The organism is Acidimicrobiales bacterium (assembly GCA_035547835.1).
Classification (GTDB): Bacteria; Actinomycetota; Acidimicrobiia; order Acidimicrobiales; family Iamiaceae; genus DASZTW01.
Map to the genome: position 1 here is coordinate 200,453 of DASZTW010000001.1, position 26,943 is coordinate 227,395.

Annotated in this window: 21 protein-coding genes; 4 read left to right on the top strand and 17 right to left on the bottom strand. The window is 70.3% G+C overall.

Translation table 11 applies throughout. The annotated features are described in order from the left end of the window. The first annotated feature begins 1 nt into the window (after window position 1). Entirely contained in the window at window positions 2–6,163 is a 6,162-nt protein-coding gene (locus tag VHA73_00870) for a carboxypeptidase regulatory-like domain-containing protein (protein ID HVX16558.1), read from the top strand. 39 nt (window positions 6,164–6,202) lie between these two features. Here VHA73_00870 and VHA73_00875 read toward each other — a convergent pair whose 3' ends face one another. The 7 genes from VHA73_00875 to VHA73_00905 are packed head-to-tail and all read right to left on the bottom strand — an operon-like array spanning window position 6,203 to window position 12,625. Further along, window positions 6,203–6,628 (bottom strand): hypothetical protein, encoded by a 426-nt coding sequence (locus VHA73_00875; GenBank protein HVX16559.1) that lies wholly within the window; start codon window positions 6,626–6,628, stop codon window positions 6,203–6,205. Then, window positions 6,621–7,358 carry a phage tail protein gene (locus VHA73_00880; GenBank protein ID HVX16560.1) on the bottom strand — a complete coding sequence of 246 codons (738 nt, stop codon included), beginning with the start codon at window positions 7,356–7,358 and terminating at the stop codon, window positions 6,621–6,623. Before VHA73_00880 ends, VHA73_00875 begins: the two co-directional genes overlap by 8 nt. 11 nt (window positions 7,359–7,369) lie before the next feature. Then, the gene (locus tag VHA73_00885; GenBank protein ID HVX16561.1) at window positions 7,370–9,319 is read right to left on the bottom strand and encodes a putative baseplate assembly protein; all 1,950 of its coding nucleotides are present in this window, start codon (window positions 9,317–9,319) and stop codon (window positions 7,370–7,372) included. Between the two features lie 4 nt (window positions 9,320–9,323). After that, window positions 9,324–9,767 carry a GPW/gp25 family protein gene (locus tag VHA73_00890; GenBank protein HVX16562.1) on the bottom strand — a complete coding sequence of 148 codons (444 nt, stop codon included), beginning with the start codon at window positions 9,765–9,767 and terminating at the stop codon, window positions 9,324–9,326. Continuing rightward, window positions 9,767–11,557, bottom strand: a complete 1,791-nt coding sequence (locus VHA73_00895; GenBank protein ID HVX16563.1) for a phage baseplate assembly protein V — start codon at window positions 11,555–11,557, stop codon at window positions 9,767–9,769. The genes VHA73_00890 and VHA73_00895 overlap by 1 nt, the downstream gene beginning before the upstream one ends. 3 nt (window positions 11,558–11,560) lie before the next feature. Beyond that, entirely contained in the window at window positions 11,561–12,214 is a 654-nt protein-coding gene (locus tag VHA73_00900) for a LysM peptidoglycan-binding domain-containing protein (GenBank protein HVX16564.1), read from the bottom strand. Window positions 12,215–12,253: 39 nt separating this feature from the next. Further along, window positions 12,254–12,625 (bottom strand): hypothetical protein, encoded by a 372-nt coding sequence (locus VHA73_00905; protein ID HVX16565.1) that lies wholly within the window; start codon window positions 12,623–12,625, stop codon window positions 12,254–12,256. 7 nt (window positions 12,626–12,632) lie between these two features. On the opposite strand from VHA73_00905, the gene VHA73_00910 reads away from it, so the two are divergent. After that, on the top strand, window positions 12,633–12,950 hold the full coding sequence (locus VHA73_00910; GenBank protein HVX16566.1) for a hypothetical protein: 318 nt from the start codon (window positions 12,633–12,635) through the stop codon (window positions 12,948–12,950). 3,666 nt (window positions 12,951–16,616) lie between these two features. Here VHA73_00910 and VHA73_00915 read toward each other — a convergent pair. The 10 genes from VHA73_00915 to VHA73_00960 all read right to left on the bottom strand — a co-directional run bounded on the left by VHA73_00915 (window position 16,617) and on the right by VHA73_00960 (window position 25,497). After that, window positions 16,617–17,084 carry a phage tail protein gene (locus VHA73_00915; GenBank protein ID HVX16567.1) on the bottom strand — a complete coding sequence of 156 codons (468 nt, stop codon included), beginning with the start codon at window positions 17,082–17,084 and terminating at the stop codon, window positions 16,617–16,619. Further along, window positions 17,077–17,250, bottom strand: a complete 174-nt coding sequence (locus VHA73_00920) for a DUF6760 family protein (protein ID HVX16568.1) — start codon at window positions 17,248–17,250, stop codon at window positions 17,077–17,079. The genes VHA73_00915 and VHA73_00920 overlap by 8 nt, the downstream gene beginning before the upstream one ends. Then, complete coding sequence (locus VHA73_00925) at window positions 17,247–17,756, bottom strand: hypothetical protein (protein ID HVX16569.1); 510 nt, start codon at window positions 17,754–17,756, stop codon at window positions 17,247–17,249. Before VHA73_00925 ends, VHA73_00920 begins: the two co-directional genes overlap by 4 nt. Further along, complete coding sequence (locus VHA73_00930; GenBank protein ID HVX16570.1) at window positions 17,756–18,199, bottom strand: phage tail protein; 444 nt, start codon at window positions 18,197–18,199, stop codon at window positions 17,756–17,758. Before VHA73_00930 ends, VHA73_00925 begins: the two co-directional genes overlap by 1 nt. 32 nt (window positions 18,200–18,231) lie before the next feature. Then, entirely contained in the window at window positions 18,232–19,812 is a 1,581-nt protein-coding gene (locus VHA73_00935) for a phage tail sheath subtilisin-like domain-containing protein (GenBank protein ID HVX16571.1), read from the bottom strand. A 158-nt stretch (window positions 19,813–19,970) separates the two neighbouring features. Then, a complete protein-coding gene (locus VHA73_00940; protein ID HVX16572.1) occupies window positions 19,971–20,360 on the bottom strand; it encodes a DUF4280 domain-containing protein in 390 nt (129 codons plus the stop codon). Between the two features lie 37 nt (window positions 20,361–20,397). After that, complete coding sequence (locus VHA73_00945) at window positions 20,398–20,877, bottom strand: septum formation family protein (GenBank protein HVX16573.1); 480 nt, start codon at window positions 20,875–20,877, stop codon at window positions 20,398–20,400. Further along, on the bottom strand, window positions 20,874–22,799 hold the full coding sequence (locus VHA73_00950) for a hypothetical protein (GenBank protein ID HVX16574.1): 1,926 nt from the start codon (window positions 22,797–22,799) through the stop codon (window positions 20,874–20,876). Before VHA73_00950 ends, VHA73_00945 begins: the two co-directional genes overlap by 4 nt. A gap of 401 nt (window positions 22,800–23,200) precedes the next feature. Beyond that, on the bottom strand, window positions 23,201–23,812 hold the full coding sequence (locus VHA73_00955; GenBank protein HVX16575.1) for a hypothetical protein: 612 nt from the start codon (window positions 23,810–23,812) through the stop codon (window positions 23,201–23,203). Further along, a complete protein-coding gene (locus VHA73_00960; GenBank protein ID HVX16576.1) occupies window positions 23,788–25,497 on the bottom strand; it encodes a DUF4157 domain-containing protein in 1,710 nt (569 codons plus the stop codon). Before VHA73_00960 ends, VHA73_00955 begins: the two co-directional genes overlap by 25 nt. Window positions 25,498–25,656: 159 nt before the next feature. Between VHA73_00960 and VHA73_00965 the strand changes: the two genes are divergently transcribed. Beyond that, entirely contained in the window at window positions 25,657–26,601 is a 945-nt protein-coding gene (locus VHA73_00965) for a transposase family protein (GenBank protein ID HVX16577.1), read from the top strand. Continuing rightward, window positions 26,586–26,915 (top strand): hypothetical protein, encoded by a 330-nt coding sequence (locus VHA73_00970; protein ID HVX16578.1) that lies wholly within the window; start codon window positions 26,586–26,588, stop codon window positions 26,913–26,915. The genes VHA73_00965 and VHA73_00970 overlap by 16 nt, the downstream gene beginning before the upstream one ends. The last annotated feature ends 28 nt before the right edge of the window (window positions 26,916–26,943 follow it).

The window sequence follows — 26,943 nt, forward strand, 5'->3', positions numbered from 1 at the left end:
CATGGCCGACCTTCCCGTACCCCCACCCCCGCCGCCGGCGCCACCGCCACCACCGGGTGGGCGCGGCCCCGACCAATGGGGTGGCGCGCCCGGTGACCCGGCCGGTGCGTTGGCCGGCATCGAGAGCGAATGCCCGCGCTTCGCCATCACCCCAGCGACACCCACGGTGTTGCCGATCGTGTTGCGCAACCGCAGCAACCGCAACGTGGCGTTCCTGTTCCGGCTCGTCGGCTTGTCCGACGACTGGGTGCGAGAAGCTTCGGCCGGCACGGTCACCCTCGGCCCCGGCGAGTCGACGCGGGTCGAGGCCACGGTCACCCTCCCTGCCGGCTTCCCGGCATGTGAGCACCTGGCGGGTCTCGAGCTGCAAGCCGTCGACCCGACACGCGGCGCGCCGATTGGACCCAGCACGGTGCAGGAGCTCACGCTGCTGGTGGGCGACACGAGCACCCTCGAGGCCTGGCTCGAGCCGGAGGAGCCGCGGGGGACCCGGCGCGGGAAGCTCCGCGTCGCCCTTCGCAACCGTGGCCGCGAGGCCACGTCGGTGGGCTTGTCGGCAACCAGCCCCGACCCGGGCACCAAAGTCGCCTTCTCCCCCCGCTCGGTGACGCTGCTCCCCGGCGAGGAGGCCGTCGTGCCCGCCAGCGTGCGGCGGCGGCGCAACTGGTTCGGCGCGGAAGAGCGGTCGGCGTTCATGGTCCGGGTGCAGGGGTGGACCACTCCGATCTACCTCCGCGGGTCACTCGTGCAGCCGGCCGTCTTCCGCCGCAACGCCATGAGAGTGCTCGCGGTGGCCGCCGTGTTGCTGCTGTGGATCGTCGGTGTGGGCGTCGGCATCAACAAGCTGGCCCACCGCAACAACTCCGGCAGCGGCGTGCCGCCGGGCGTCACCAGCGCGGCGGGCGGTGCGGCGAGCGGCTCGGGAACCGGCGGTGCGGCGAGCGGTGCCGGCGGCTCTTCCACCGGTGGCAGCGCCGCAGGCCAAGGGCCGTCGGTTTCCGCCAGCGCGCTCAGCAACGGCCGCGGGGTGACGTCCGGGCAAGTCACCGCGCAGGACCCGGGCAGCGTGACGGTGACCGTCCAGCCGACTTCGCTGGTGGCGGCTTCCGCACTCGATCCTTCGGTGGCCGGTGGCACGCACGCCGGCTTGTTGACCGGCGCGCTGGGCGGGATCAGCAAGCTCGCCGGACTCCTCGGCGCCGCTTCGCCCTACGCAACGACGGCGGACCAGCTGGCCGGGTCGGGCGACGCCGCCACCGGTGTCGACCCGTCGGACGGACCCGTCACCAAACAGTTCGGGCCCTCGCTGCTCACCGCACCGCAGGCCGTGTCGCCGAAGCGCACCACCACCACCGACGCGGGTGGGAACTGGGCCTTCGCCGGTCTGCCAACGCCGGCGTACTACTTGCTCACCTTCACGAAGCCCGGCTACCAGACCATCAGCCAGGTCGTGTCGGTCAGCAGTGCCGACAAGCCCGTCAGCGTCAACGTCAACCTGGCGGCCGGCGAGGGCGCCGCGTCGGGCTCGGTGCACGGCCCGAGCGGATTGCTCGGCGGCGTGGACCTCACGATCACCGACGGCACGAACACGTACACGACCCACACGCCGAGCACGGGCAAGGACGTCGGCAAGTGGTCGATGTCGGGCCTCAGCACGCCCGGCACGTACCTGGTCACCGCGAGCCGCCGCGGCTACGGCACCGCGACGCGGCTCATCAAGCTCGGCGCAGGCGGCTCGGCGTCGGGCGCCGACCTGACGCTGGCGCCGGGATCGGGGACGATCACGGGCCTGGTGTCGGCCGCAGGACAACCGGTGGGCGGCGTCACCGTGAGCCTCAGCGGCAGTGATCAGACGCGCACGGCGTCCACCCTCACGGTTGCGCCGATCGGCACGTTCACGTTGCCCGAACTGCCGATCCCCGGCACGTACACCCTCACCGTCAGCGGCGACGGCTGGCTCACCCAGACACAACAAGTTCAGCTGAAGGGCAACACCAACGTCGCGCTGGCGCTGTCGAGTGCGACCTCCACCATCCACGGCACGGTCACCGAGACGGGTGGGGGTGGCCTGGCGGGTGTCGGGGTCACCCTCACCGACCAGACCAACACGTTGAAGACGCTCACTGCCGCGGGCGGCGACTATGTGCTGAGCGGCGTCCCACCCGGCACGTACACGCTGTCGTTCGACCACTTCGAGAACGCGCCGGCCTCGCAGATCGTCACGATCCAGCCTGGGGAGATCGTGCCGGCGATCGACGTCGCGCTCGACCCGAGCCCGCCGCAACCGCCTCCTCCGAAGGGTGAGGTCGTCGGCACGGTGCTGTCGCTCGCCACCGGCAAGCCGATCGGTGACGCGACGATCTCCGCAACGCTCACCGACGACCACGGCCAACCCGTCGACGACGGATGCGTGTGGACCGCGACCACCAACTCGGCCGGCGCGTTCGACTTGAAGGGCGCGCAAGTCGATGCCTCGTCGACCAAGACGTGCGCAAGCCCGCTGGCCGGCATCCCGCCAGGGGTGCTCTCCGTCAACGCTGCGGCGACCGGATTCGTCGACGGGACCCAGAAGGTCTCGGTCGGCAACACCGGACCGGCGTCGGCACAGTTCCTCCTCGAACCGCTCGGCACCCTCAACGGCATCATCCGCAACCGGGCGCTGAACGGCCAGGCCATCGCCGGCGCGACCGTCACGCTGACGGGCACCAGCCGTTCGGCTTCCACCGGCGCAGACTGCACGTCGGCGCCGGATCCGAGCACCGCGGGCAGCTTCGTCGTGACGTGCGACCCGGTCACCACCGATGCAACGGGCGAGTACCAGTACGCCCAGGACCTTCCGAGCGGCAGCTACACGCTCACCGTCAAAGCGGCGGGCTTCAAGACGTACGAGCCACCCGAGAGCACGGCGTTCAGCATCAATGCAGGCACCACGGTCGCCCACGACGTCACCATCGACCAGCTGGCCGCGCTGAAGGTCCAGGTCCTCACGTCCACCGCCGGCGCGGCCTTCACCGCAGCATCGAACGCGGCGGTCACCGTCACCGCGCCCAGCGACATCAACCCGCCGGACTCGGCCGACCCCACCTGCACGTACTCGCCGGCCGACCCGACGGTCGCGACGTGCCACACGAACAGCGGCGGAGCGGCGTTGGCACAAGGCCTCCCCGACGGCAGCGGTGCCACGACGGTCACGGCCACCATCCCCGGCTACGACTTGATCGGACCAGCGCAGATCCCGGTGAACCTCGCCTTGAACACGACCACCACCGTGACGTTGCACCTCCGCCAGACGCCGACGCCGACCACCGGCCGGGTGGTGTGGAACCGCGACGGGGTGATGGTGGGCGTTCCGGACGCAACCGTGACGATGAGCGGCATGACGGTCGATCCAACCCAATGCCCGAGCGGTGACTGCCCACCACAAGCCGCGACGTTCACCGCCACGACCGACTCCACGGGTGCGTACACGTTCCCGGCCTCCGGCACCGACACCGCCCCCACCGAAGCCACGCTGAACCCGATCACGCTCAGCGCCAGCCACACCGACTTCACCGGCAACTCGATCCAGGGCAACTTCTTGTACTCGTCGAGCGTGCCCGCCATCGCCCTGTCCGCCCGGCCCGGCACGCTCGGCGGCACCGTGACGTTCACCCCGTCGATCTCCGGAGACCAGGCCGTCACCGCCACCGTGACCTCCGCGCCGCCTGGCGGCAGCGCGGTGCAGGTGTCGGTCGATCCAACCAGCCATGCGATCACCGCGACGTTGGGTGGGAGCAGCGCGATCCCGGCAGGCACGTACACGGTGCAGTTCAGCGCAGCGCATTACTCGACCGCTTCGGCCACCGCGTTCGTGGCGCCGGCCGACGACGCCGCGCTGCGACCCGCGGGTGCTGCGTCGTCGCTCTCGCCGACCATGCGGAAGCTCAACACGATCACGATCACCGCGCAGAGCACGACCGACCCCACCGCGGCGCCGCCAACGTTCAGCACCCTTGCCGGCGCGACGTGCACGCTCACCGACTCGGCCGGCCACACGACGACCGCGACCTCCGATTCGTCGGGCTCGTGCCCGTTCCCGGACCTGGTCGACGGCACTTACACCATCGCGATTGCCAAGGCGCACTACGGGTCGCTGTCGAGCTCGCCGCTCGTGTCGAGCACCAGCATCTCGGTCAGCGGCGGTCAGGCCGCGACGCCGACCCTCACCTTGCAGCAGCTCGGCTCGGTCCACGGCACCTTGATCGCCCAGGTGAACGGCCAGACCACCAACGTGTTGGCCGGCGTGCCGATCACGTTGGAGGACGGATCGGGTGCCACCGCCGGCTCGACCACCACCGACGGCAACGGCAAGTTCACGTTCCCCGACCTGTTGCCCGGCACGTACTCCCTGCACGTCACCTTGAGCGGCTACACCGGGCCGACCAAGACGGACGGCTCGGCTGCCAGCTACTCGGTGACGCCCTCCCAGCTCGACGTGGACGCCGGGCAGGCCGTGCTGTCGGCGAAGCCCGCCACGCTCGTCGTGACGGTCACCGATCCGGGAGGCCACGCGCTCGCGGGCGCGACGGTCACGATCAGCGGGCCGTCGTTCGAGCAGTGCACCGACGGCGGAACCTCCAACCCGTCTGACTGCGCGGTGAGCGGCGGCGTGTTCACGTTCACCGGTCTCGCCCCGGTCGGCTGGAGCGTCACCGCGTCGGTGCCCAACTACCAGACGCTCATTCGCGGCGTCACGCTCCAGCCAGGGTCCACACAGAACCTCACCATGCCGCTGCCCCTACAGGTCAACACCGTGAAGGGCACCATCACCGCGCACTTCGGCGCGAAGACCAACCAACCCCTGACCGGCGTCTCGGTGACGGTCACCGCCACCGGCCAGGGCGACAGCAGCCACACCGGCACGGCCACCGTCCACTGCCCGGCGGCGAGCCCGGACTGCACCTCGATCGCCTTTTCGATCAGCGGGCTGCCGAACGACACCTACTCGGTCGCGTTCAGCGCGACGGGGTTCGACGCCGCGACCGCAGACAACATCCCGCTCACCGGTAGCGTCGTGTACCAGCTCGCCGAGGACCTGGCGGCCACGGCCCACACCGTGCACTTGAGCGTCTCGCCGGGCGTCGGCAGCGACACGATCGACAGCGGCACCGCGACCTTGGCCGCCGACGCGTCGAGCACCGGGTCGACCGTGTCGGGGGCCACCATCTCGAGCGGCGCCGCGACGTTCAGCGCCAACGTGTACCCCGGCACGTACACCGCTCAGGTGGTCGACGCCACCAACCACTACGCCTTGACCCCCGACAGCGGCGGGCACCAAGTGGTGGCGGCGACCACGACGTTCGTGGTCGCGCCGAGCGACGCGGCCAGCGTGAACCGCTCGGCCACTCTGGCAGAAGGCCGCATCTCGGTCACCGCCACCGTCCTCGACGGGCCCAGCACGAACGGGAGCACCAGCGGTGTGCAGATCACCGCCACCGGACCGGGCTCGGGTGCCACGACCACCGGCAACTTCGCGTCGGGTGGATCCGGCACGTTCACCGCGTACGTCGCGGCGGGATCGTGGACCGTCAACGCGAGCAACGGGACCGGTTACACGACCGTGTCGCCCATCTCGGCGAGCGTCACCGACGGCGCCACCACCACCAAGACGGCGGAGTTCGACAAGCTCGGATCGGTCACCGTCTCGCCGACGTACGCGGCCGGCGTCGACTCCACAGCCGCCACCGTGACGCTGACCGGACCGGGCGGCACGATCAGCCCCACTTCGGGCACCACGTATGACGATCTCACGCCCGGGGTGAGCTACACGGTCACGGTCACCGCCAGCGGCCAAGGCGGCGCGAGCATCACGGCCACCGACACACACACGCTCGCGATCGGCGAGTCGTACTCGTCGACGCCGACGGTGGGCGCCAGCATCTCGGTGTCGGTCACGCCGGCCAGCACGACGGTGACCGACGTGACGCTCACCGGGCCGGGCGGCATCTCGGTCGACGTGACGAACCCGACCATGCCCGTGGTGATCGGCGGACTACCGGTCGGGAGCGGCTACTCGGTGTCCGTCTCCGGCACCGACTCGAGCAACAACGCCGTGTCGGGGTCCAAGACCAACCTCACGCTCGTCGCCGGCGACAGCAACAACACCTCTGTCGCCGTCCACTGAACCCTGCCGCAGGCCCTCGCGTGATCCGTTGGGCAGGGCTCAGTGCACCAGGATCCACACGAGCACGGCGATGGCGGCCACTACCAGCATCGTGATGATCACCGGCCACCACGACTGTTTCACCGGTGGCGGTGGCGGTGGGGGTGGAACGATCATCGGTGGTGGGGGCGGCGGGGCGACCGGCTGGGGGTGCAGCTCCGCGCCGCACCGGATGCACAGCACACCGGTCACCGGGTTGGGCTCGCTGCACGCCGGGCACGGGAAGTTGAGCTCCGTGGTGTGGCCGGCCGTGCCGGGCAGGCGTCGCAGGCCGATGTCACCGGCAGCCACCAGATCCGAAGCGAACGCCGTCGACCGCGCCCAGAACAACGGGTAGTCGCAGACCGGGCAGAACTCGCTGGCGTCCCGGTTGAGCCGGTCGAAGTTCGCGACGTTCCCGCAGCTCGGGCACGTGATCTCAGGCATCGGGGGCCTCCTCCGCATCGTCGTCGTGGTGGTGGTGCGCAAGGGCCCAACCGAGGCCGTCGACCGGCCAGTCCTGCGGCCACCCGGCCGGCAGCGCGGCGACGGGCTCCGGCTCCGGGTCGGGCTCCGGCGGCGGCCACAGGCGCCGACCGTCGACGAACACGGCGTACTCGACGTTCGCGGGCAACTCGCGCCCGATGACCGCCACGAACGCGTCGTCGGGGAGCCAGCCGGTCGACGCCGCGTCGATCCGCACAAAGGGATGGCGGTGATCGGCGGTGCCTTCGGCGAAGATCCCACCGGAGTCCTCGACGGTGGCCGGCGCACCGCTGACGAGCTCGACCAGGGCCTCGACGCCGCGGCGCGTGCCCCGCCACGCCAGCATCCGACCCGACTCGCGCACGATGCGGCGCTGCAGCTCGTGGTCGAGCGAGGAGTCGATGTCCTCGACGTCGATCCAGCTGCCCAGCCACCGCACCACCGGGTCCGGTGTCACGGTGAGGTCGAGGATGTTGTCCAGGTTGTCGACGCCTTCGAGGACCGTCGTGGCGACTGCTTGGAAGATGCGGACGAACCGCACGAAGAAGTCGTCTTCGAGCATCCCCATCGGGAGCTGGTTGACCAACCAGTCGTCGGGGCGCGCGTAGCGCCGGATCGCCGCCGCACGCACGCGGTCGGGCACCGAAGCGCCTACCACGGCAGGCAACCGCTCGTCCGGATCACCGGGCACGGGCACCAAGGTCAACGCACGACCACCTGATGGCGCGCCGACAAGAACAACGAGTCAGGCTCGAGGCGGATCATGTCGCGCGCCGGCCCTTGTCGCACGCCGGTGCGCAGGTCGTACTCGAACAGCAGCACCTCGTCGACGCGCTCGACCCCTTCGACGGTCTCCAGCAGCTGTGAGATCTGTGCCGCGTTGAGATCGTCGTCGAACGGCCATCCCGCGGCCTCGGGCCCGCCCGTCACCGGGTTCACGTAGCCGAACAGCAAGTCGAGCGCCCGCTGGCGGATCAGGTTCACGGGACGCCCGGCGTGCGCGCTCAGCAACGCTGCCACGGTCACGCCCTGGTAGTACGGCGTGCCGACCTCGACGGTGGTCCCGAGGATGCGGCGCTCGTCGAGGTGGCCCGACACCCGCTGCAGCAGGGCGTCGCTGATCGCGAAGTCGTCGATGCTCAGCTGCGCCACCGGACGCTTGACGCGCGGCACCACCAACAGCCGCACCGGCCCGCCCGACGCCTTCGGCGCGAGGCAGCGCGCCCGCGCCACCTCGATCGAGGACTCGAGCGTGAGCCGTTCGAAGTCGGTGGCCGTCACCGCTCGCTGGCCGGTGCGGATCGTCATCGGGCCGCGGAGTTTGGCGTTGTCGACCGACTCCGCGTCGACCCCGCCGAGCGCTGGCTGCAGGTTCTCGGCCTGGCTGATGTACGGCACGGTCGTGTGCAGGACTCGGAGAGTGCCGGCGCCGACGTTGCCCGCTGCGCCACCGCCGTGGCGGTAGCCGGTCACGGACACCTCTGCGCCGTCGGGCGGGATCGCGCCGTGCTGGCGGATCGTGCCGTCGGCGTAGCGCACTTGTGGTCCGAAGCGGATGGTGCCGCTGGCGCCGTCCCACGTGAAGTGGCGATCGGTGGGCCCCGAGCGGGTGAAGTCGTCGACCTCCCGCCAGGTCTCGGCGCCGCGGTTGGTCGTGACCGCCACGCCCTCGCCCTCGCGCCGCGGCAGCACCGGCGGGTGCAACACGACGAAGTGCTGACCGGGACGACCGGTGCTCCTCCCCAGCGACTCGGGTCCCACCTGTTCCGCGTGCTCGGCCGCGACCGTTCCGCCGAGCGAGTCAGCCTTCAGCGAACGGATCTGCGGCGACGCGACGTACGCGGGCTGGCCGGCACGCGGGGCGAGCAGGCGAGCGCGAAGCCAATGCGCTCGCACGCCGCCCACGGTGAGGGCGTCGTGGCGCATCGGCATCACCAAGGCGACCGTGCCGTCGCGGTTGATGCCGCCGGTGGTGTCCCGGTACACGTGGAGCGGGATCCAGACCTCGCCGGTCCACGCCTCCCACACCAGCGGCGGGTCGGTCGGGTCGACGCCGATGCCCTCGACCGACGCTTGGATCGTGAGCTCGATGACGTTGCCGCCCAAGGTCTCCTCGAAGCCGAGGTAGAAGGCGTCGCCCGGGGTCAGCGGCTGCGAGGCGAAGCACACGACGGTGCCGCCCTCGTAGCGCAGATCGTCGATGGCGTCCTCGAAGTGCTCCTCGTCGCCCGCCAGCGCGCGCAGCGCCGCCACGAGGTTGGGCGGGGCGATCACCAAATCGGTCGTGGTGGAGAACACCACGCGCTCGCCGTCGCCGGCCGTCGGCGTGGCCACTTGCGTTCCGGCCGGCACGAGCACCGGATCCGGCAGGACCGACGACAGCCAGAACGTCAGGTCGGCGCGCGCGACCGATGGCGGGAATGGCTCGATCCCGACGAGGTCGAGGAACTTCGTGTAGTAGCGATCAGGCACCTGGTTCAGGCGGTACAGCACCAGGTCCGACATCCACGCGAACAGCTCGATCAGCGCCACGCCCGGGTCGGACAAGTTGTGGTTCGTCCATTCGGGGCAGAACTGAGGGATCAGGCGCTTCGCCTCGTCGACGAGGTCTTGGAAGTGGCGATCGTCCAGCTCGGGCGCAGGCAACGGCATCGCCCTACTCCTCTTCTCGGGGGATCACGTAGAACGGGTAGACGAGGTTGCGCCGATCGTTGGTGGTGCGCACCTGGTACGTCACCTCGATGTGCACCAGCCCACGATCTCGTCCGTCAGGGTGGATCTCCACGTTCTCGACGTCGACGCGCGGTTCCCACTCGGCGAGCGCCTCGCGCACCGCGTGGGCCATCAGACCGAGGGTGTTCGCGTTGATCGGCTCGAACAGCAGGTCCCAGATCCGGCAGCCGAAGCGTGGGCGCATGACCCGCTCCGACGGCGCTGTCGCCAGCACGACCCGGATCGAACGGTCGAGGTCGTCGGGGCCCGATGTCAACGCGATGCTGCCCGTGTGGTCCACGCCCATCGGGAATCGGACGCCCCGCCCGATGAACGCAGGGTCGGGTGCGGAACCTTCGGGGAGGCCGGGGGCGAAGTGGTCGGACATCAGTTGATCGCCACCGCGGCGCCCTTGATCACGACCGGCCCGCTGCCGTTCACGTTCACCATCGCGCCTTTCAGTTCGAGCGGCCCTCCCGCCTCGACCGTGCCGGCCGTCTGGGCCTTGGCCTGGATCATCAGCCCCTGCAGCTTCAGCTCGGTCTCGGCCTTGATGGTGACGTTCATGCCCGAGATCTCGACGTTGCCCGACGACAGCTTCACCGACGCCTGACCGGCCTGGACGGTGATCGGGCTGGTCTGGGGTGCCTGGATCATGATCTCGTTCCCGGCGACCTTCACGAGGTGGTTGCCGTCGCCGAGTTTCAACAAGATGTGCTGCTGTGGGCTCGAGGCCGAGTCGGACAACTCGATGAGGTGGCCCTTGCGGGACTTGGTCCGCCAAGCGGCCGGCTCGGGCTCCGATCCGACGTCGACCGGTGGCTTGTTCTTGCCGCTGTAGAGCGAGCCGAGCACGATCGGGCGTCGCAGATCGCCGCCCTCGAAACCGACGAGGACTTCGTCGTTGATGTCCGGGAGGTAGGCGATGCCCTTGTCGTTGCCGGCGCCGACAGCGGCCACCCGGGCCCACGTCGTCGTCAGCTGATCGTCGAGCGTCGGGCACGAGATCTGGACCCGCCACGCGCCTTCGGGGTCCTTGTTGTTGGTGACCAGCCCCACGACGAGTCCTTCGCGCCGGTTGAGCGTGCCCCCGAGGTAGCCGGCCGCGGGCGCCAGGCTGTCGACCATGCCGTGGGGTCGTCGCTCGCCCGCGACGAAGCGGGTGAGCAGACCGGTGGCGCGGCGATACACGTGGCTCACTGAGGACAGCGGGTACATCCCGTCGAGATCCCCGGCACCGGCGACCTTCACCTTGCTCCCCGGCGCCAAGTGCGGGTTGACCGCAGCGGTCCCCCGGGCAACGACCTGCCCGTCCCACCCGGTCTGCATGAGCGCTTTCGACAGGCCTTTCGCCTCGTCGGGGCTGAGCACCCCGAGCTGGCCGAACTGCTTCGGCTGCCCGGGAAACGCCGAGCTCACCGCGCCGATCTCGAAGCGTTGGGCGAAGGTGGACGTGGGAACTCCGTCGGGAGTCTTCGCTTCCTGCTCGAAGGGCTTCTGGTTCTTCGGCTCCCAATCGCGGACCCGCACGCTCGAGGGAGCGAACGACCGGCCCCGGACCTGCAGCGAGAACAGACCGCCGTCGTCACCGAGCTTGACCTCGACCGCCGGGGTGGGTGGTTGGTCGGTGACGTGCAACGTGGTGCCTTCCATCCACCAGCTGCACGCGGTGCGGGCCGCGATCTGCTGCAGCAGCGCCAGATCGGTGTCGGCCACGACGAGGTACTCGAACACGCTCCCGTTGAGGTTGATGGCCGCCCGCACCCCATGGGTCGAGGCGATCGTCCGGATCAGGTCCGCGTACTTGATCTGCTGCTTGGCGACGAACGTGGTCCTGCGGCTGAACCGGTGCGACAAGTCGTCGGCGATGACGACGAGTTGCTCGGCGTCCGCCCCAGCGCCGCAGCGAACTTCGATACCGGTCACCTCCAGCGTGGCGCACTCGACCGTGGCCGCCGATGCCTTGTCGGCCACCGGCAACTTCACGACCACCCGAGCGCCCACTTTGAACGGGCCCTGGCGCAACAGCTTCTGTCCGACATCGGTGAACGTCATCACGCAGCGTCCGGTCACGTTCAGCCCCAAGTCGAGCTGCAGCTCGACCAAGGCGTTGAGCTGCTCGTCGCTCAGCTCTCGGCCGTCAATCTGGAGCAGTGGCGCGTCGATCCCCTGTGGCACCGCTCAGCCCTCCAGCCGCGGGATCGACAGCAGGGTTCCGGGCCGGAGCGCGAACGGATCCTCGATGCCGTTGGCCGCGGCGATCGTGCGCCAACGGGTGGGATCGCCGTAGTGCGCAGCGGCGATCCGGTCGAGCGTCTCGCCGGGGCTGATGCGGTGCACCCGGTGCGGGCGGGGCGTGCCCGACGTCGGGTTCTGGCGGCCGAACGCCATCTCCTCCTCGAACTGCAGGAGCGTCAGGTCGGCACGCGCCCGCAGTGGTGTGCCTTCGGACGAGAAGTAGTCGAAGTTCACCGTCGCCGAGGTCACCACGGCTTTGAACGAGTGCAGTTGACCCCAGTGGAATCGCACCCACGGCGGTCGCACGTTGCCAGAAGCCTCGTCGCTGCCGGGGAGCTTCGGGTTCACCTCGAGGAGCCCGAGAATCTGACCGGTGTAGCTGGTGACGGGCTGGCCCGTGTCGGTGGTGTCGAAGAACAGCGACAACGCGAACATCCCGGACCCGGCGCCGCCGTAGCGCGCTTTGGCCACCCCTTTGCCCGGCAAGGGGTCGACATACCAGTTGTTGCTCCGGGTCACCGAGAGCTCGGCTGGGTTGAACTTGCACTCGATGCGCTTGCCGTCCTCGATCTCGAGGAAGGACTTGTCACCGGCCATGGCCGCCTCCTTGGCGCCGTCCCATGTGGATGCGGCGCGTCACAACGACTCCCACGGCAGCCACCGACCCCGACGTTCGAGGTCATCACGAAGTCGCGCCTCGAGACGGTCGACGATCTGGTCGATCAGGTCCGATGTCACGGCGGGGGGCCCGACCGGCCCGCCGGGCACAACAGGCGAGCCGCCATCGCCTTGCGGCGGCGCGGAGCTGGCGAGCGGCTGATCCGAACGGCGAATCACGTGGGCTCCCGACGTGCTCGCCGGACCGAAGCCACCCGGGACCCCACCACCGTTGCCGGAGCCACCCCCGCTGGCACCTCCGACGTACGTCCCGCCGCCGTTCGCTCCACCCGAGAGGCGCCGCAGCACGGCGGGATCGAGTTGGCGGCTGATGGTGGTCGAGGGCTGCACCGGACCCATGGCCGGCCGCCCGATCGACGTCGTCACGAAGCCCGACGGCCCCGTGAACCCCGGCGTCGCGGACACCGACGGTGACTGGCCGCCGCTCCCACCGCCTGCCGTCCCTGCGGCGGGCCCCGAACCGCTCGCGCCGGTCGCGCTGCGGGGCCCAGCCGCGCTGCGGGGCCCGGTCGCGCTGCGGGGCCCGACCGCGCTGCGGGGCCCGGTGACCGACTGCACCGACCGCGCCAACCCGCCGAGTCCACCGACCGCGAGCCCGGCCGTCCCGACCCGCCGAACCGTCGCCCCCCCACCCGAGCCCCCCACCGAGCTGTGAGCACTTGACCACCCACCAGGTGGCGAACTGCTCACAGCAGACCTGGATCTGCCAACCTCGCCGAACCCACCAGACCGCCCACCCGCCAACCCCACCGAGCTGTGAGCACTTGACCACCCACCAGGTGGCGAACTGCTCACAGCGGGGGGAAGGAGGCGGGCAACCGGGGGGCGACCCACGGCGAGCGACCGTTGGACATGTTGACCGACAGCCCGCGCCAACGTCTCCTCCGCGGACGCCGTGTCGTCGGCGTAGAACCGCGGCAGCGGCGACGGCCTCGCCGCATGCACGAGCTCGTGTGCGACCACGCCGACCGGCGTGCGCTCCACCGGCTCACGGAGGTGGATGACCCGCCCCACCGTGACCGCTGCCTTCCCGGCGGCGCCGAGCGCCCGCCGTACGGGCGCGTCGGCCCGCACCGACACGGCGGCTGGGCCTCGCACCGCCGACGGTCCGGCTATCGCTTCCGCGAGCGGGGCGAGCGACGCGGGCAGCGGGCGGGCGGGCAACCGGCCTGCGTCGGGCAGCGCGGCGAGGAACCGCCCTGCCGCGGCGCCGGCCTTCGCGCGCGGCATCCCCTCGCCGCCCCCTAGCGGGCGCGACCCGGCGGCCGGACCTGCGCCGGGCTGCGACAAGCGCGAGCCGACGGCCGGACGTGCGCCGGGCTGCGACAAGCGCGACCCGGCGGCTGGACGTGCGCCGGGCTGCGACAAGCGCGACCCGGCGGCTGGACCTGCGCCGACGCCTCGAGTCGCCGCACCCGCGCTTCCCGCCGCGACGCGCCCGGCGGCACTCGACGAAGTCGTCGCAGCTGGCGAGGTGGTGCCTGCGCCCTGGATCCCGGACGCTCCACCCGGTTGCGCCCGCGCCGCGGTCGACGCCTCGTCAGTCCCGCTCCGCGAGGAACCCGCACCGCCCGACGGGGAGCGGGATGGGGCAGGCGAGCTCACGCTGGCGCTGCTGGGCTGCCGGCGCGCCACCGCCACGGCGCGATCCGTTGTGGCGGACGCCGTCAGGCCGAAGCCAGGTCGCCCGCCCGCGGTAGCGCCCTGCGCCGCCCGGCGGTCGCCCGGCGGAGCAATCGCGTGGGCCGGTGGGCGCGGCCGGGACCAGGATCGGCGAAGTGCCACGTCGGCCGCGCCGCCCGATCTGCCTGCGTCGGGTGCACCAAGGAGCCCCGGCGAACGGCGCACGGGCGCGCCACGGTGGCTGCTGGACGGCGCCGCCTGCGGCCTCCACCACCGCTCGGCCGCTTCCGTCGGGCGCGCCGCTCGGATCGCGGCAGCCTGCACCCCCCAACCACTCGCCAGACCCGGACCGGCCCCCAGCGAGCGGGCCGACCCGGCACGGGCTGCATCGAGGCCGGCGGCGCGGCCGGCCTGCCGCAAGCGATCTTCGGGGACCCGGTCAGCGACGAACGGGCCTGCCCGACCGCCGCTCGATCCCCGCACCCCCGTCGAGCCGGCATCCGGCCGCGCGCCGCGCCCGGGTCCCGACTCGGCGGACGATCTGCGAACGCTTGTCGCGCCCCGGTCGAGCGCACTGTCAGACGGCCGACCGGCGACGTTCGAAGGCCGCGCGCTCGTCGATCCCGACTCGGCGCTCGATCGGCGAACGCTCGACGACCGGCTGCCCGACCCCCCAGCCGGCGGCCGACCACCGGTGCCGGGCTGCGATGCGCTCCGCGGCGCGTCCTCCCGACCCGCCACGCGAGCCACCCCGTCGGCTCGCGCGCCATCGCCGCCTGCTCGTGCCGCCGCACGGGTCGGCCCGCCCGACGCGCCAGTTCGGCGCGCCACCGGGCTGGAACCCGTCGACCTCGCGGCATCCGGGGCCTCGCGCCCCGCCGCGCCCATCGCCGTGTCCGACCCGGCGGATCCGCTCCGGGCGAACGACGGAGTGAACGGCCGGGCGGCGGGCGCGGATCTGGATCGGCCGGAAGCCCCGTCGCCACCGGACAGGTCAGGGGCCCACGGGGCACCCGTCGATGCCTCGGTGTGGCGACGCAGCGCTTCGATCAGCCCGCTCGCCGCCGCGACTTCCGCGGCGCTCGACGCCGATGCCCCGGATGCAGGGCCACCCGCGCCGCCCGACACCGGTGACCGGTCCGCACCCACCGGCGAGGCGTCGGTGCGCCACCGCTGCGACCCGGATGGTCGCGCTGCCGAGCGGTCCTGCGGCAGGGCCGCGTCGCCGCGGTCGCCGCCCGAAGGCGACGACGGCAACCCGGCGGCCGCCCGCCCGCCGCTCCAAGACTCGTCGGCCGTCCGCAGCACGCGATCGGCGGTCGACCCGACATCGCCCCCGCGGCCGGTCGCGGAGCCAGGCGATGCCGCTCGATCGTCGCCTTCGGAGCCCTGGGGCGCACCAAGGCCAGGCGACGGCCCCGACGACCCTGCCCCCGCAACCGGCGAAGTCGAAGCGCCCGAGGACAACGTGTCCGGCACGACCCCGCTGCCCGCCTGCCCGGCGCTCGACGGCGCGGACGGCTCCGGCGACACTGTCCGCGAGATCGGCGAGGTCGACGGGCCCGACGACGAGGTGTCCGACCCGCCATCGCCTCGGATCTGCCCACCGTCGGGCGGTGCCTTGCGCTGGTCCAGCGATGCCTGCCGGCCACGCGCCGGTCTGCCGGAGCCCGTTGGCGCAGCGACGGCGCCCCCTCCGCCCGGCGAGCCGGAGCCCGGGTCGTCGGCAGGGGTGCGCGAGGCGCGTCGTGCGCCCACCGGACGGACGGGTGGCGAGGCGACGCCCGGTGACGGACCCTCGCGCGACGGCGACAGAGCGGGTGGCGGCGCAGACCGCGACCGAGAGGGCCGATCAGCCGACCGCGACGCGGGCGAGGACCCTGACCGCGATCTGGCCCCGGACGAACGAACGCCGTCGTGCGGGGCTCCGATCGATGGGTTGAGCGAGGATCCGGGCGTGGCCCGTCGCGCCGAGGTCGAGTCGGCGGCGTCCCGACGCAAGTGGCGCAGACCCGGGTGGTCGAGCACAGCAGGCGGCGCATCACCCCGGGCGGCGGCGGACCGGCGAGCGCTCGCGGTGCGCCGGGCCGCGAGATCGGGATCCGTGAAGGCGCTGGCATCGGCCTGGTCGCGGCGCACCAGCCGGGCCGCGCCCGCGGCTGGGCCGGTCCCCGGACCGAGCAGGCTTCCCGTGCGCCAGCCGCTCGCGAGTGGCAACCCGCGGGCGGGCGGCGCTGCTGCTCGCGCGGCGCCGGCGGTCGACGCCACGCTTCTCGCCCGCGAGATCGTCCCTGCGGACAGGACGCCACGCCGGGCGCCAGCGGAAGACGCCGCCACGCGACCCGCCGGCGCCACACTCGCCGCCTGCGCCGCCTCAGCTGCCTTCGCCGACGACGCGAGCCACCACGTAGCCCACGCGCTGGTCGGCACCTCGACGGGATAGTCGCCCGTCGAAGCCAACGCGGCATCGGGTGCCGGTGACGACTCGGCCCCGCTGATGATGCGGCGCGCCACCAGCGAATGACCGACGAGGTGGCCGAACATGCCCATCGCTGAGCCGACCGACCCCACGGTCACCACCTGGCGGCGGCCCCGCCGCCCTGGCGGGCGTAACCGCGCGGCAATCTGTGATCCGAGGCTCCGCCCGCCTGGATCCGCCCTCACACGACCATCCCCCGCCCGCTCCGCCATCGTCTGCTCAGCCCTTGGTCGAAGCCTTGAACCCGTGGTGCGTCACCACGAGCTGTTCCTCCGGCAGCCCGCCGTTGTCGACACTGAAGCGGGGACCCGACCACTGCACCGGGAACGCTCCTTCCACTTCCCACGAGCGCAGTCGGTTGCCCGCCGCGTCGAGCACGGTCACGGCCGCCGTGTTGCGGGTGACCTTGTTCCCGGCGCCTGCGAATCCGTCACCGGCGACCTTGTTGATCCAGTCGAGCAGTGAGTCGCTCTTGGTGAGGCCGCGCTTGAAGACCAGGTCGGGCCACGTCATGCGGCCGGGGAACTTGTGCACGAACCCGTTCTGGCCCCCTTCTGCGACCGTCACCACATCGATGGTCACTTGCAGGCCTTCGACTTCCACGAACCGACCGATCTCGACGCCATCGACTTCGAGGAGGAAGCCTTCACCGGTGACACCCTGATCGAGGTACTCCTCCTCAGACACTGGCGCGCACCTCCTCCCAGGCGCGCTCGTTCAGCGCGGCCACCTCGCGCACCAACCGGGACCGGTCCTCGTGCTCGAGGTCGAGCAACCGGTCGAGGTCCCAATGCAGGTGGTAGGCGAGATACGCGATCTCCTCCCACAGCGCATCCGCCGGATAGTGCCTCATCGCGGTCCGGTGGTGATCTCCTCGATGGACCCCCTGCGACCCGGCACCGGCTGGTCGACGTCGGCGTCGGCCGCCGCCGAGGCGCCGTCGTCCTCATTGGCCAGCAAGTCCGCGCTTGCCGACTCCTCGGCGGGCGCACGTCCGTCCGCTTCGATCGCGGCATCCTGCGCGGCTCGCTGCGCGTCGAGCAGCTCGGCGATCTCGGCTTCATTGCCGAAGTTGATGACGCCGTAGAAGTCCTGGAGATACGCGAGGTCGACGGCGAACAGGTCCTGCAAGTCGTTCGCCGTGACCGACGGTCGACTACCGAGCCGTGTGATCACCCTGGCGAGCACGATGACGGTGAGCAAGGGATCGTCGGGGCCCGTGACGCGCAGGTCCCGCAAGGGATCCAGCTCGTCACGGGCGGTCGCCAACCGCATGGTGCCCTCGCGGTGCACCATGCCGTCGGCGTCGACGAAGCCACGTGGCAAGACGAAGTCGTACTCCGTCCGCAGTCCGGGCACTACTTCTCCCGGATCAGTGCGTCGCAGGTCAGCGTGAGCTCTTCGACGATCATCTCGTTACCGCCCGCGTCGAGTGCGCTCATCGAGATCTTCGACGGCCACGCGTTCTCGAAGTTCCAGCGCGACTTCTCCTGCAGCTGTTCGTCGTACAGGACCACCGAGCCGGACTTGCGAGCATTGGTGATGTGCCCGTCGAGCACCTCCTTGTGCCAGTTCCAGAGGTCCATCGTGGCGTCCATGCCACGGCTGAACGTGATGTCACTCGGAGTGGCCTTGCCCGGGATCTTCATCAGGATCTGCTTGCCATCCGCGGTCTGCTGGCGCACTTCGCTGACCTCGATGGTGCTCTCGAGGCCGCTCACGGACTTGAACATCGCGACCGAGATGCCTTGCACCTCGAGCGCGAAGTTCAGGTGGAGAAACGGGTCTTGGGCTTTCGGCATGTCTACTCAGCTCCTAGTCTCGGCCGCCGCCGTCAGGCAGCGGTCTCCTTCTTGTGGCTGATGCGGAAGATGACGAACTCGGCCGGCTTCACCGGCGCGATCCCCACTTCCACGATCAGGCGTCCTTCGTTGATGGACTCGGGCGGGTTGGTCTCGGCGTCGCACTTCACGTAGAAGGCGTCCTCGGCCGTCGCGCCGAACAGCGCGCCGTCGCGCCACAACCCGCGGAGGAATGCGTTCAGCGTCCGCTTCACGCCTTCCCACAGCCGCATGTCGTTCGGCTCGAACACGGCCCACTGCGTGCCGTCGAGGATCGACGTCTCGACCATGTTGAACAAGCGCCGCACGTTCAAGTAGCGCCAGTCGCTGTCCGACGAAAGCGTCCGAGCGCCCCACACCCGGATACCCCGGGTGCCGAACGGGCGGATGCAGTTGATGCCGATCGGGTTCAGGAGCGACTGTTCGGCCTTGGTGATGTCACGCTCGACATCGAGGCAGCCGCGGATGGTCTCGTTGGCCGGCGCCTTCCACACGCCGCGGGTCTCGTCCGTGCGGGCCCAGATGCCGGCCATGTGACCCGACGGCGGCACGAGCATCTCTGCGTCGCCGTTGGTGGCCAGCGGGTTCTCGACCTTGATCCACGGGTAGTAGAAGGCCGCGAACGGCGTGTCGTACATGGCCACGTCGGAACGCCAGTCCTTCACTTGCTGGGGCGTCATCCCTGGCGGCGAGTCGAGGATCGCGACTCGGTTCGCCTGCAGCTCGCAGTGGGCGATCATCGACGTCTGCACCTGCTTCCACAAGCCGAGGTCGATGCTGCCGTCCTCTTTCGTGCAGGCGGTGACCAAGTCGGGGACGAGCACCATCGTGACCTCGTCCGCGATGGAAAGGCCCTGGATGCCCGTGCGAGCCGAGGCCGAACCGGCGAAACGCTTGCCGTTCACCGGCACCGGTGTCGGCGCGGCCTTCTGCAGCGGGTAGCTGCCGGGCTTGAGCACCTCGAGCACCGCCGACATGTCGACGCTGTCGGCCAGGTCGATCGAGACCTTCACCCGGGTGGACGTGCCGTTGATCACGTCGGTGGCGCACCGCGGCCCGGAGGTGATGGTGAGGTCGTCGTACGACTCCACCACCTCGTTGCCCTCGGACACGTCGATCCGGAAGTGCGACGGCCCATCGTCGTCATCGCCCTCGTCCTCGCTGTCGACCGGCTCGACGTGCACCGTGAGATCGGCGTCGGGCTGGAGGCTCTCCACGCGCAGCGGGTTGCCCAGCGCACGGTCCACCGCTGGCAGCGCGAGCTGCGCCGGCTCGCCGGAAGGCTCGGTGTTGGGGATGCGCACGATGTACGCGATCGAACCCCCGTTGTTGAAGTAGCCGTACACCGACAACGGCATCATGCAGCCGGCAGCGAAACCTCCGTACAGCTGCTCGAACTGGGTCCAGCTGGTGACCAGTCGGGGACGGAGCCCCTCCGGGTCGGTCGGATCGTCCGTCGGCTTGTCGGCCGTGAACCCCACGAACGCGGCGATCGCCGTCGGCGCGGCACTCAGCGACTTCTCGGCTGATGGAACTTCTTCTACGTACACCCCTGGTGCTGCATAGGTCGGCACGATGGCCCCCTTCCTCCGCGTGATCACGGAGCGTTGGTTGTGCACGGACCCCAGGTGGCGGCCCGCTATGAACTGGTGTGGTTCACCCCTCAGTTGGGCGGCGTGGCGCCCACCGTCTCGTGACGTGTCTGGTCGTCGCTGCCCGCTACGTCATTCGCTCACCCCGCCGTCGTCCGCAACGCGCCGGGCATGGCGACGTTGATGACGCCGCCCCAGACGCAGTTGCACATCGAGTTCGCGGTCAGCGCCGGGATACCGCCGACCATCGTCGTCGGCGAGCCGGGTTGCCACGGCGCGGCCACCGCGGGGACGCAGGGCATCGGCGTCAGCGCGCCCATCGCCGCCGAAGTCGCGGCGGCAACGGTGGGGTTCGCCAGGCTCGAGCAAAGCCCGAACGGCGGGATGTTGAGGCCCGGCGCGATGTCGGTGATCGCCGCGATGGGCTTCTCCTCCACCATGACCGGTCGCGGCGTCGCGTTCAGCGTCGCGGGAGCCGCGCCGAACGAGCACTTGATCATCGCCGTGCTCGTGACCAACGGCGCACCCATCAGCCCACTCCCCCCACGATCGACCGTCGCTCGCCCGTCACATCCGGCTGCCTTTGGCCGACTTCGTCAGCTGCGCGCCGGTGGTGGTGAGCAAGCACACGACTTTCCGGTCGTGATCCTCGTTCCATCCCCGTGGCGACGGCAAGAGGTACGTGTAAAAGAGCTTGGAGTCGCGGTAGTCGGAGCCCACGTAGCCCGAGAACCGGTCGAGGCACGCGGCGTTCGCGTAGTCCTGCAGCGCCGACTGGCCCGGATACGCATCGCCTTTGCCGTAGCTCACGAGCGCGAACGACTCCATCGGGTGCTGGTCGCGGCACGGCACCACGCGCACCTTGGCGAAGTCGGCCTTGATCTTCTTGGGGGGCACGACGCAGTCGCCGACCCGTAAGTCGAACACCGACAAGTTCGTCGGATGCCGGACCTGGCCGTCCTTGCCGCGCGCCACACCCCCCGACGAGCAGCCCACCACCAGGGCCGACACAGCAGCGAGCGACAGGACGGCGACCCATCGGCTCACCCCAGACTCCCGATGGCCGGCACGTAGTGGTACAGCGCGAACCCCGCGGCGCCGACGGCCAGCACGAGCGCCGACACGAGGGCGATCAAGCGACCGGGGTGCGAGGTCCCGGGCGCGGCATCGGTGTCTGCAGTGAAGTCGATCGCGGCCTGGCGCCCGGTCGACTCGGCCGCTTGGGACCAGGTGACCCACTCCATCCATGCCTCTTCGGCCGCCGGCTCAGCAGCGTCCTCCTCTGCCAGCACCGCCCACTCGGCACGGCGCAGCACTTCGGTGCGCGCCATGAGCTCGACCTCGTCCGGAAGGTGGGGCGCGGCCTCGACCAGGGTCGCCACGCTCGACCCCGGCGACACCGACGATTCGCGACCGTCCCACCCGTCCGTTGGCGGACCGCCGAGCGGCCACGGGTCGCGCGACGACTCGAGGCTCGCCACTGGCGCGCCGTGGTGGAAGGTCGCGAGGTCGTCACCCAACTCTCCGGCCGGGAACGAGGCGCCGCCGAACGGTGCGAACCCGTCTGGCCCGTCGACCCTCTCGAACGGATTGGGCGGTGCGAGCGCCTGGACGTCCTCGACCGCCACGCACGCGGAATCGGGGTGCCACTCGGTCCAGGCATCGCCGTCCCAGTCAACGAGCTCGTCGCCCGCGTCGCCGGCGACCGGCGACTCTGCAACAGGGACGTCGATGGGCGCCTCGCCGGTGACCGCCTCGTTCGTGACCACCTCGGCCGAGACCGCGAGAACCTCGCCTGACGCTTGTGCGACGAGGGCCTCCCAGGCCAGCGCCATCTCGTAGCGCAGCTCCGCCTCGAGCGCCTCGATGCTGATCTCCTGCGCGTCGCCGATGGTGATCCCGGTGTGCTCCACCGTGTGGTCGATCGCGTCGGCCACCACTCGGTCGATGAGCTGGCCGACTTCGTCGACGTACAAGACCGCAAGCGTCTCCGGCTCGCGCTCGTCGTCCGCCGCAGCGACCTCTTGCGGGGCGGGATCGGCCGGAGGCGCCGGCGCGTCTTGCGCCGGTTGCGCAGCGGTGGTCGCTGCGACGCCGCTCCCCAGCAGCGGGTTCGGCGGAGCCACTTCGGGCGGTGGGCCCACCGTGCTCATCGGCGCCGGCTGGCCGACCATCGACGCTCCACCCACGGGGGACTGCGGCACCAGACCCGGACCGGGCGGCATCGCCGCCGATGCACCGGTCATGCCCGGCCGCGCGCCGTTGAGATCGAACGGTCCCGCACCTGCGCGCACTTCGTACGCGAGCCCGGCCACCACCGACTCGAGGCCCGCCAGCCGCGACGCCACGAGCGACTGCTCCACGTTCGCAAGGCGCAGCTCGAGCATCCGGAACCATTCGGGCGCAACGACCGCCGCCTCGCTCCGTGCGCCCACTGCGGCCCAGCCCCCCACCGGAAGGTTCGCACCGGTCAGGTCACTTGCCGTCGCCGCCGAGGCGCTGCGCGCGCCAAGCGCGTCGGGCCGCGGCGCGTCGCGCGATTCGGGCTCCGGTGTGCCGCCCCGAACTGCGGACCACATCTCGAGCCGCTGGCGCCACCGTCGCAGCGCGCCGGCAAGGTTGGCCGAGCCCGCCCCGGACAGGTCCGACGCGGTGTCCGAGTCGGGGAGCCGGAAGGCGAGCTGCCGGTCGTTGCGGGTCATGGCGATCCATCGCAGCCCCGTGTCCGTGGACGCGATGAGCTCGGCCACCACATGGCCCGGCTCCGGGCAGGCGACGAGCGCACCGATCGCCTCGACGGGATCGGCGAAATCCCGAACGGCGCTGGGAACGAGCCCGCCGATCTCATAGCAAGCGGTCGACCACGAGACTTGTCCGATGTCTGGATCCGGCCGAAGGATCTGCGCCAAATCGGTGCGGTCGCCCATCAACGCGATGCTGACCAATGCCGCGGCCGCGCTTTGCTCCATGGCCGCTCGCTCAGAAGGGGTGGGGCGCGACGCATCGAGACGTGCAGCGGTGCGGCGAAATGCGAGGCCCGCTGTCGGATCCGCTTTGATCCCACACTCCACGGCCGCTCGCCGAAGCGGACCCAGTGACATTTCCCCCTCCTACATCTGAGATGCCGCGCGACACGCGAACATTCGCTGTCGAGCATGCCCGCCCTCGCCCACTCCCAGATGTGGTCGTCGCCCGCATTGCTTGCCCGGCACGTCAATTGTGCAGGCACCTCGCACACCGCGCAAGAGCAGGGTGCTACGGACTACGAAGGATTCACGAAGTCGTCACGGCTCTAGATGGTTCTCAACCCTTGTCGGTCAATTCGGCCGCGAAACCTCAACGCCGCGCGTAGCAGGTGGGATGCCCAGCGCTACGAACGGGAGGCGACCGAGATGCCGACCTCGGGCGATCGCAAGATCAAATCGCGAGGTTCCCCGCCCACCAATAGCGACAAAGGTAGCAAGACGCGCAACGTGTACTTGCCTTCGGTCAGCGGGCCGGCCTTGTCATCATCCCGTCCGGTTCGCTGTTCGACTGCCAGCCGATAGACGAGCGAGTCTCCGGGAGCGAGCTGGATCTCGTCGTCCTCGATGGCCACGCCAGGGTCGACCGCTTCGCCCGCCACTTCGACCCCATCGACCGCCAAGTACGACCGGCGCGCGGATCGGGACGGCGAGGTCCCCTCGATCTTGGCTTCGCGAACGGGCCGATCGACTGCCACGGGCCAATCGTCAGCGTCCGACAACGAGTAGGTCAGCCCTTCATAGGGGTTCGAGACGAACACGACGTCGCCGGCGGTGTCATTGGAGAGCCGCAGCGTGAACGTGAGGCGCGGCGGGGTTGCACGGCTCACCGGCTCATAGTCGAGTTGCGCGCTTGGCGCACCCATGGTGTCTTGCGGCGGGTCCTCGGCGATGGGCTCGAGGAGGACCGTGTGCGGTCCGGCCGGGTCGGCCATCAGCCAGTCCAGCCTTTCGGCCACCACTCGCTGAGCCCGGCACTCGAGCGATCCTGGTTGAGCTTGCGGATCATCGGGTCGACCACGCCGTGCTCTGCGGCAGGCGTCAGCGCCGCGTGGTCGTCCTTGATGAGCTGGACGTACTTGGCGTCCCAGATCTCGCGAGCTTCCTTGCAGACCTTCTTGTACGCCGCCGACTTCATGATGGCTCTCACCGCGTCGCCCGCGGTGTTGACCTTCTTGCTTTGCTTGACTTGGAGCTTGGCGAATTCCTGCTGGAGCTGGGGTGCCACTGCTGCCAGCGCCGGCGACACACGTGACTCATGCACGCTCTCGTGCGCGTCGACGGCTCGCACCATGTACCACTTGCCCCGGTAATCGCCCAGCTTCCAGAGATCCCAGATCTGATCGGAGAACTTGTCGTCGTTGCGCTCGGCTTTGCTGACCTCCTTGCAGCCCTTGACCAGCGAGACGATCTTTCCGTAGTTGCCCTGGAAGTGCGTGGCCTGGAACTTCCACGTGTCGCCCACCAGCGACGCGCTCAAGGTGGGGCCCACTGTCTCGGTGTCCACGCACCCCCAGGCGCCCTTGGCGGTGTTCTTCGTGTTCGGGCCCGGCGCTTGGCGTACCACCGCGGTGGTCGCGGCGACGTTCTGCGGCGCCGGCTGCGGTGGAGCGACCTGAGGCCCCGCGTTCTGCGGGGCGTTCTGCGGCGCGTTCTGCGGGGCGTTGTTCTGCGGCGCGTTCTGCGGGCCGTTGTTCTGCGGGGCGTTCTGCGGGGCGTTGTTCTGCGGGCCGTTGTTGCCGCGGTGCCCGCCAGGGCGGAACACCGCCCCGCCGCCCTGGGGACGCGTCCCCGACGGGGGTGTCCAGGTACCGTCGCGCCGCACAACAGCCGCGCCCTTGAGCTTGGCGCTGCTGGTCACCTTGCCCTTGCCCGGCCGCTCGGACCCCTGCTTCTCCTCACGCTCGGCCGGGACATCGATCTTCGGGTTCGAGTTGTGGGCGACCTGCTTGTAGTCGTCGGCCGACTTCCGCTGCAGCACCCGGTGCGCGGCGGCACCCTGTTGCACGACGTGCGTGAGCTCGTGCGCCAAGAGGCCGGCGCCGGAGGCGCTCGACGCGTCGGGGACGTTGCCGCGGAAGAAGATGTCGGAACCCAACGTGAACGCTTTGGCGCCGAGCTCGCGCGAGAGGGCCTCGGACCGGCCGCCGCTGTGCACGCGCACCTGGCTGAAGTCGGCACCGAACGCATCTTCCATCCCCCGCCGGACGGTCGGCGACAGGGGCGAGCCACTGCGTCGCTCGCGATCGAGCACCGCTTCGGTCTCGGGCGAGACACTCCCACCTGCCGGTCCCATCTGCGTGGCCGCGCCCTCACCTCGCCGACGAACCGTCGCGGCGACCGGCGCGTCGGCGCCGACCGCGGCACCGCCGCCCCGGTTGCCGGAGAACAACCGACTGACGACTTGGTGCGCCATCTGGTCGGCCTCGCGCTCGAGCGGGTCGTCAGACCGCCCGACCTCCAATGCGGGTTGGGCGGCGAGCAGCGAGTTGACCGCCCGGTTACCCGCACTTCGCTGCAGCGCGCGCAGCGGCGCGCGGCGGGAACCTTCCGTTGCTGCGGTGGTCGAGGCCGCTTCAGCGTCCATCGAGGCCACCTGCCGCTCCACCGCTGGCGCTTTGGCCGGCTTGCGCTCCTCACCCATGCGACCACCCCTCGTAGTTCCTGTTGCGAGAGTACGCAGGACCCGCGGTGGCGTCAACGCACCGACGTGCCTCACGCATTGTGAGCGCGTGGGGTGGGCTGGTGCCTCACACACTTTGAGCGCAATGATCCCCGGTTCGGGGAGAAGGCTTGCCTGTTCATGGAAGGCAAGATCGACATGGCTGCTCGACGGCAGGTCACGAACAAGCTGCGCGACGCGTACCGCAAGGGTTCCAAGGCCGATCGGAGCCAGATCCTGGACCGGGTCGTGGCCACGACCGGGATGGGCCGCTCCACCGCCCGACGGATGCTGACAGGCCCAAAGCTGCCCAACCCGAAAGACCAGATCGACCGCCGCAGCGTCAAGGCCCGGTCCTACAGCGACGACGCCCGGCTGCTGTTGGAGCACGTGTGGCTGCTGATGGGGATGCCGTGCGGGAAGTACTTGGTGGTGATGCGCGATCTGTGGCTGCCGCTACTCGACGCGGCGGGGGACCTGGACAAGCCGTTCGCAACCGACGTAGCCCGCCAAGAGCTGGGCCGCATGAGCGCGGCGACGGTTGACCGGTACCTGGGGCCTGCACGGCACCGGATGCGTCTCAAGGGGCTCTCGACGACCAAGGCGTCACCGTTACTACGCAACTCGATCAAGATCCGCACCGTGGGCGACGAGCGCGATACCCGCCCCGGCGCGATCGAAGCAGACACCGTCGCGCACTGCGGGCCCACCTTCGTCGGCGAGTTCGCACGCACCCTGACCATGACCGACATGCCCACCGGCTGGACCGAGACCGCCTCCATCCGCAACAACGCGTCGAAATGGATCCTCGAAGCAGTCGAGGAACTGCAGGGCACCTTCCCGTTCCCGCTGGTCAGCTTCGACTCCGACAACGGCTCGGAGTTCATCAACCACGACGTCGCAGCATGGCTCCAAGACCGAGACATCGAACAGACCAGGTCGCGTCCCTACCGCAAGAACGACCAAGCCGCCGTGGAGTCCAAGAACAACCACGTCGTGCGCAAACACGCCTTCTACTGGCGCTACGACACCCCGACGAACTCGACCTCCTCAACAAGCTATGGCCACTCGTGTCACTGCGACTGAACTTCTTCACCCCCACCCGCAAGCCCATCGACTACGTCACCACTGCCAACGGTCGCCGCCGACGCGTCTACGACAACCCCAAGACGCCCTGGCAGCGCGTCCAAGACGCCAAGATCCTCACCCGAGCCCAGACCAACACCGCCTCCAAACGTGTTGCCGGCGTGAACCCCGCCGACCTGACCCGCCAGATCACCGCGATCCAAACCCAACTCTGCGAACACGCCCGAGCCAAGACCGAGACACTCACCGACAAGCGCGCCCTTGACCTGGAATCCTTACAACCATCAATCAACCGATTGACCAAAACCCGATGACGCAAGCCCCCACGCGCTCAACCCCCGT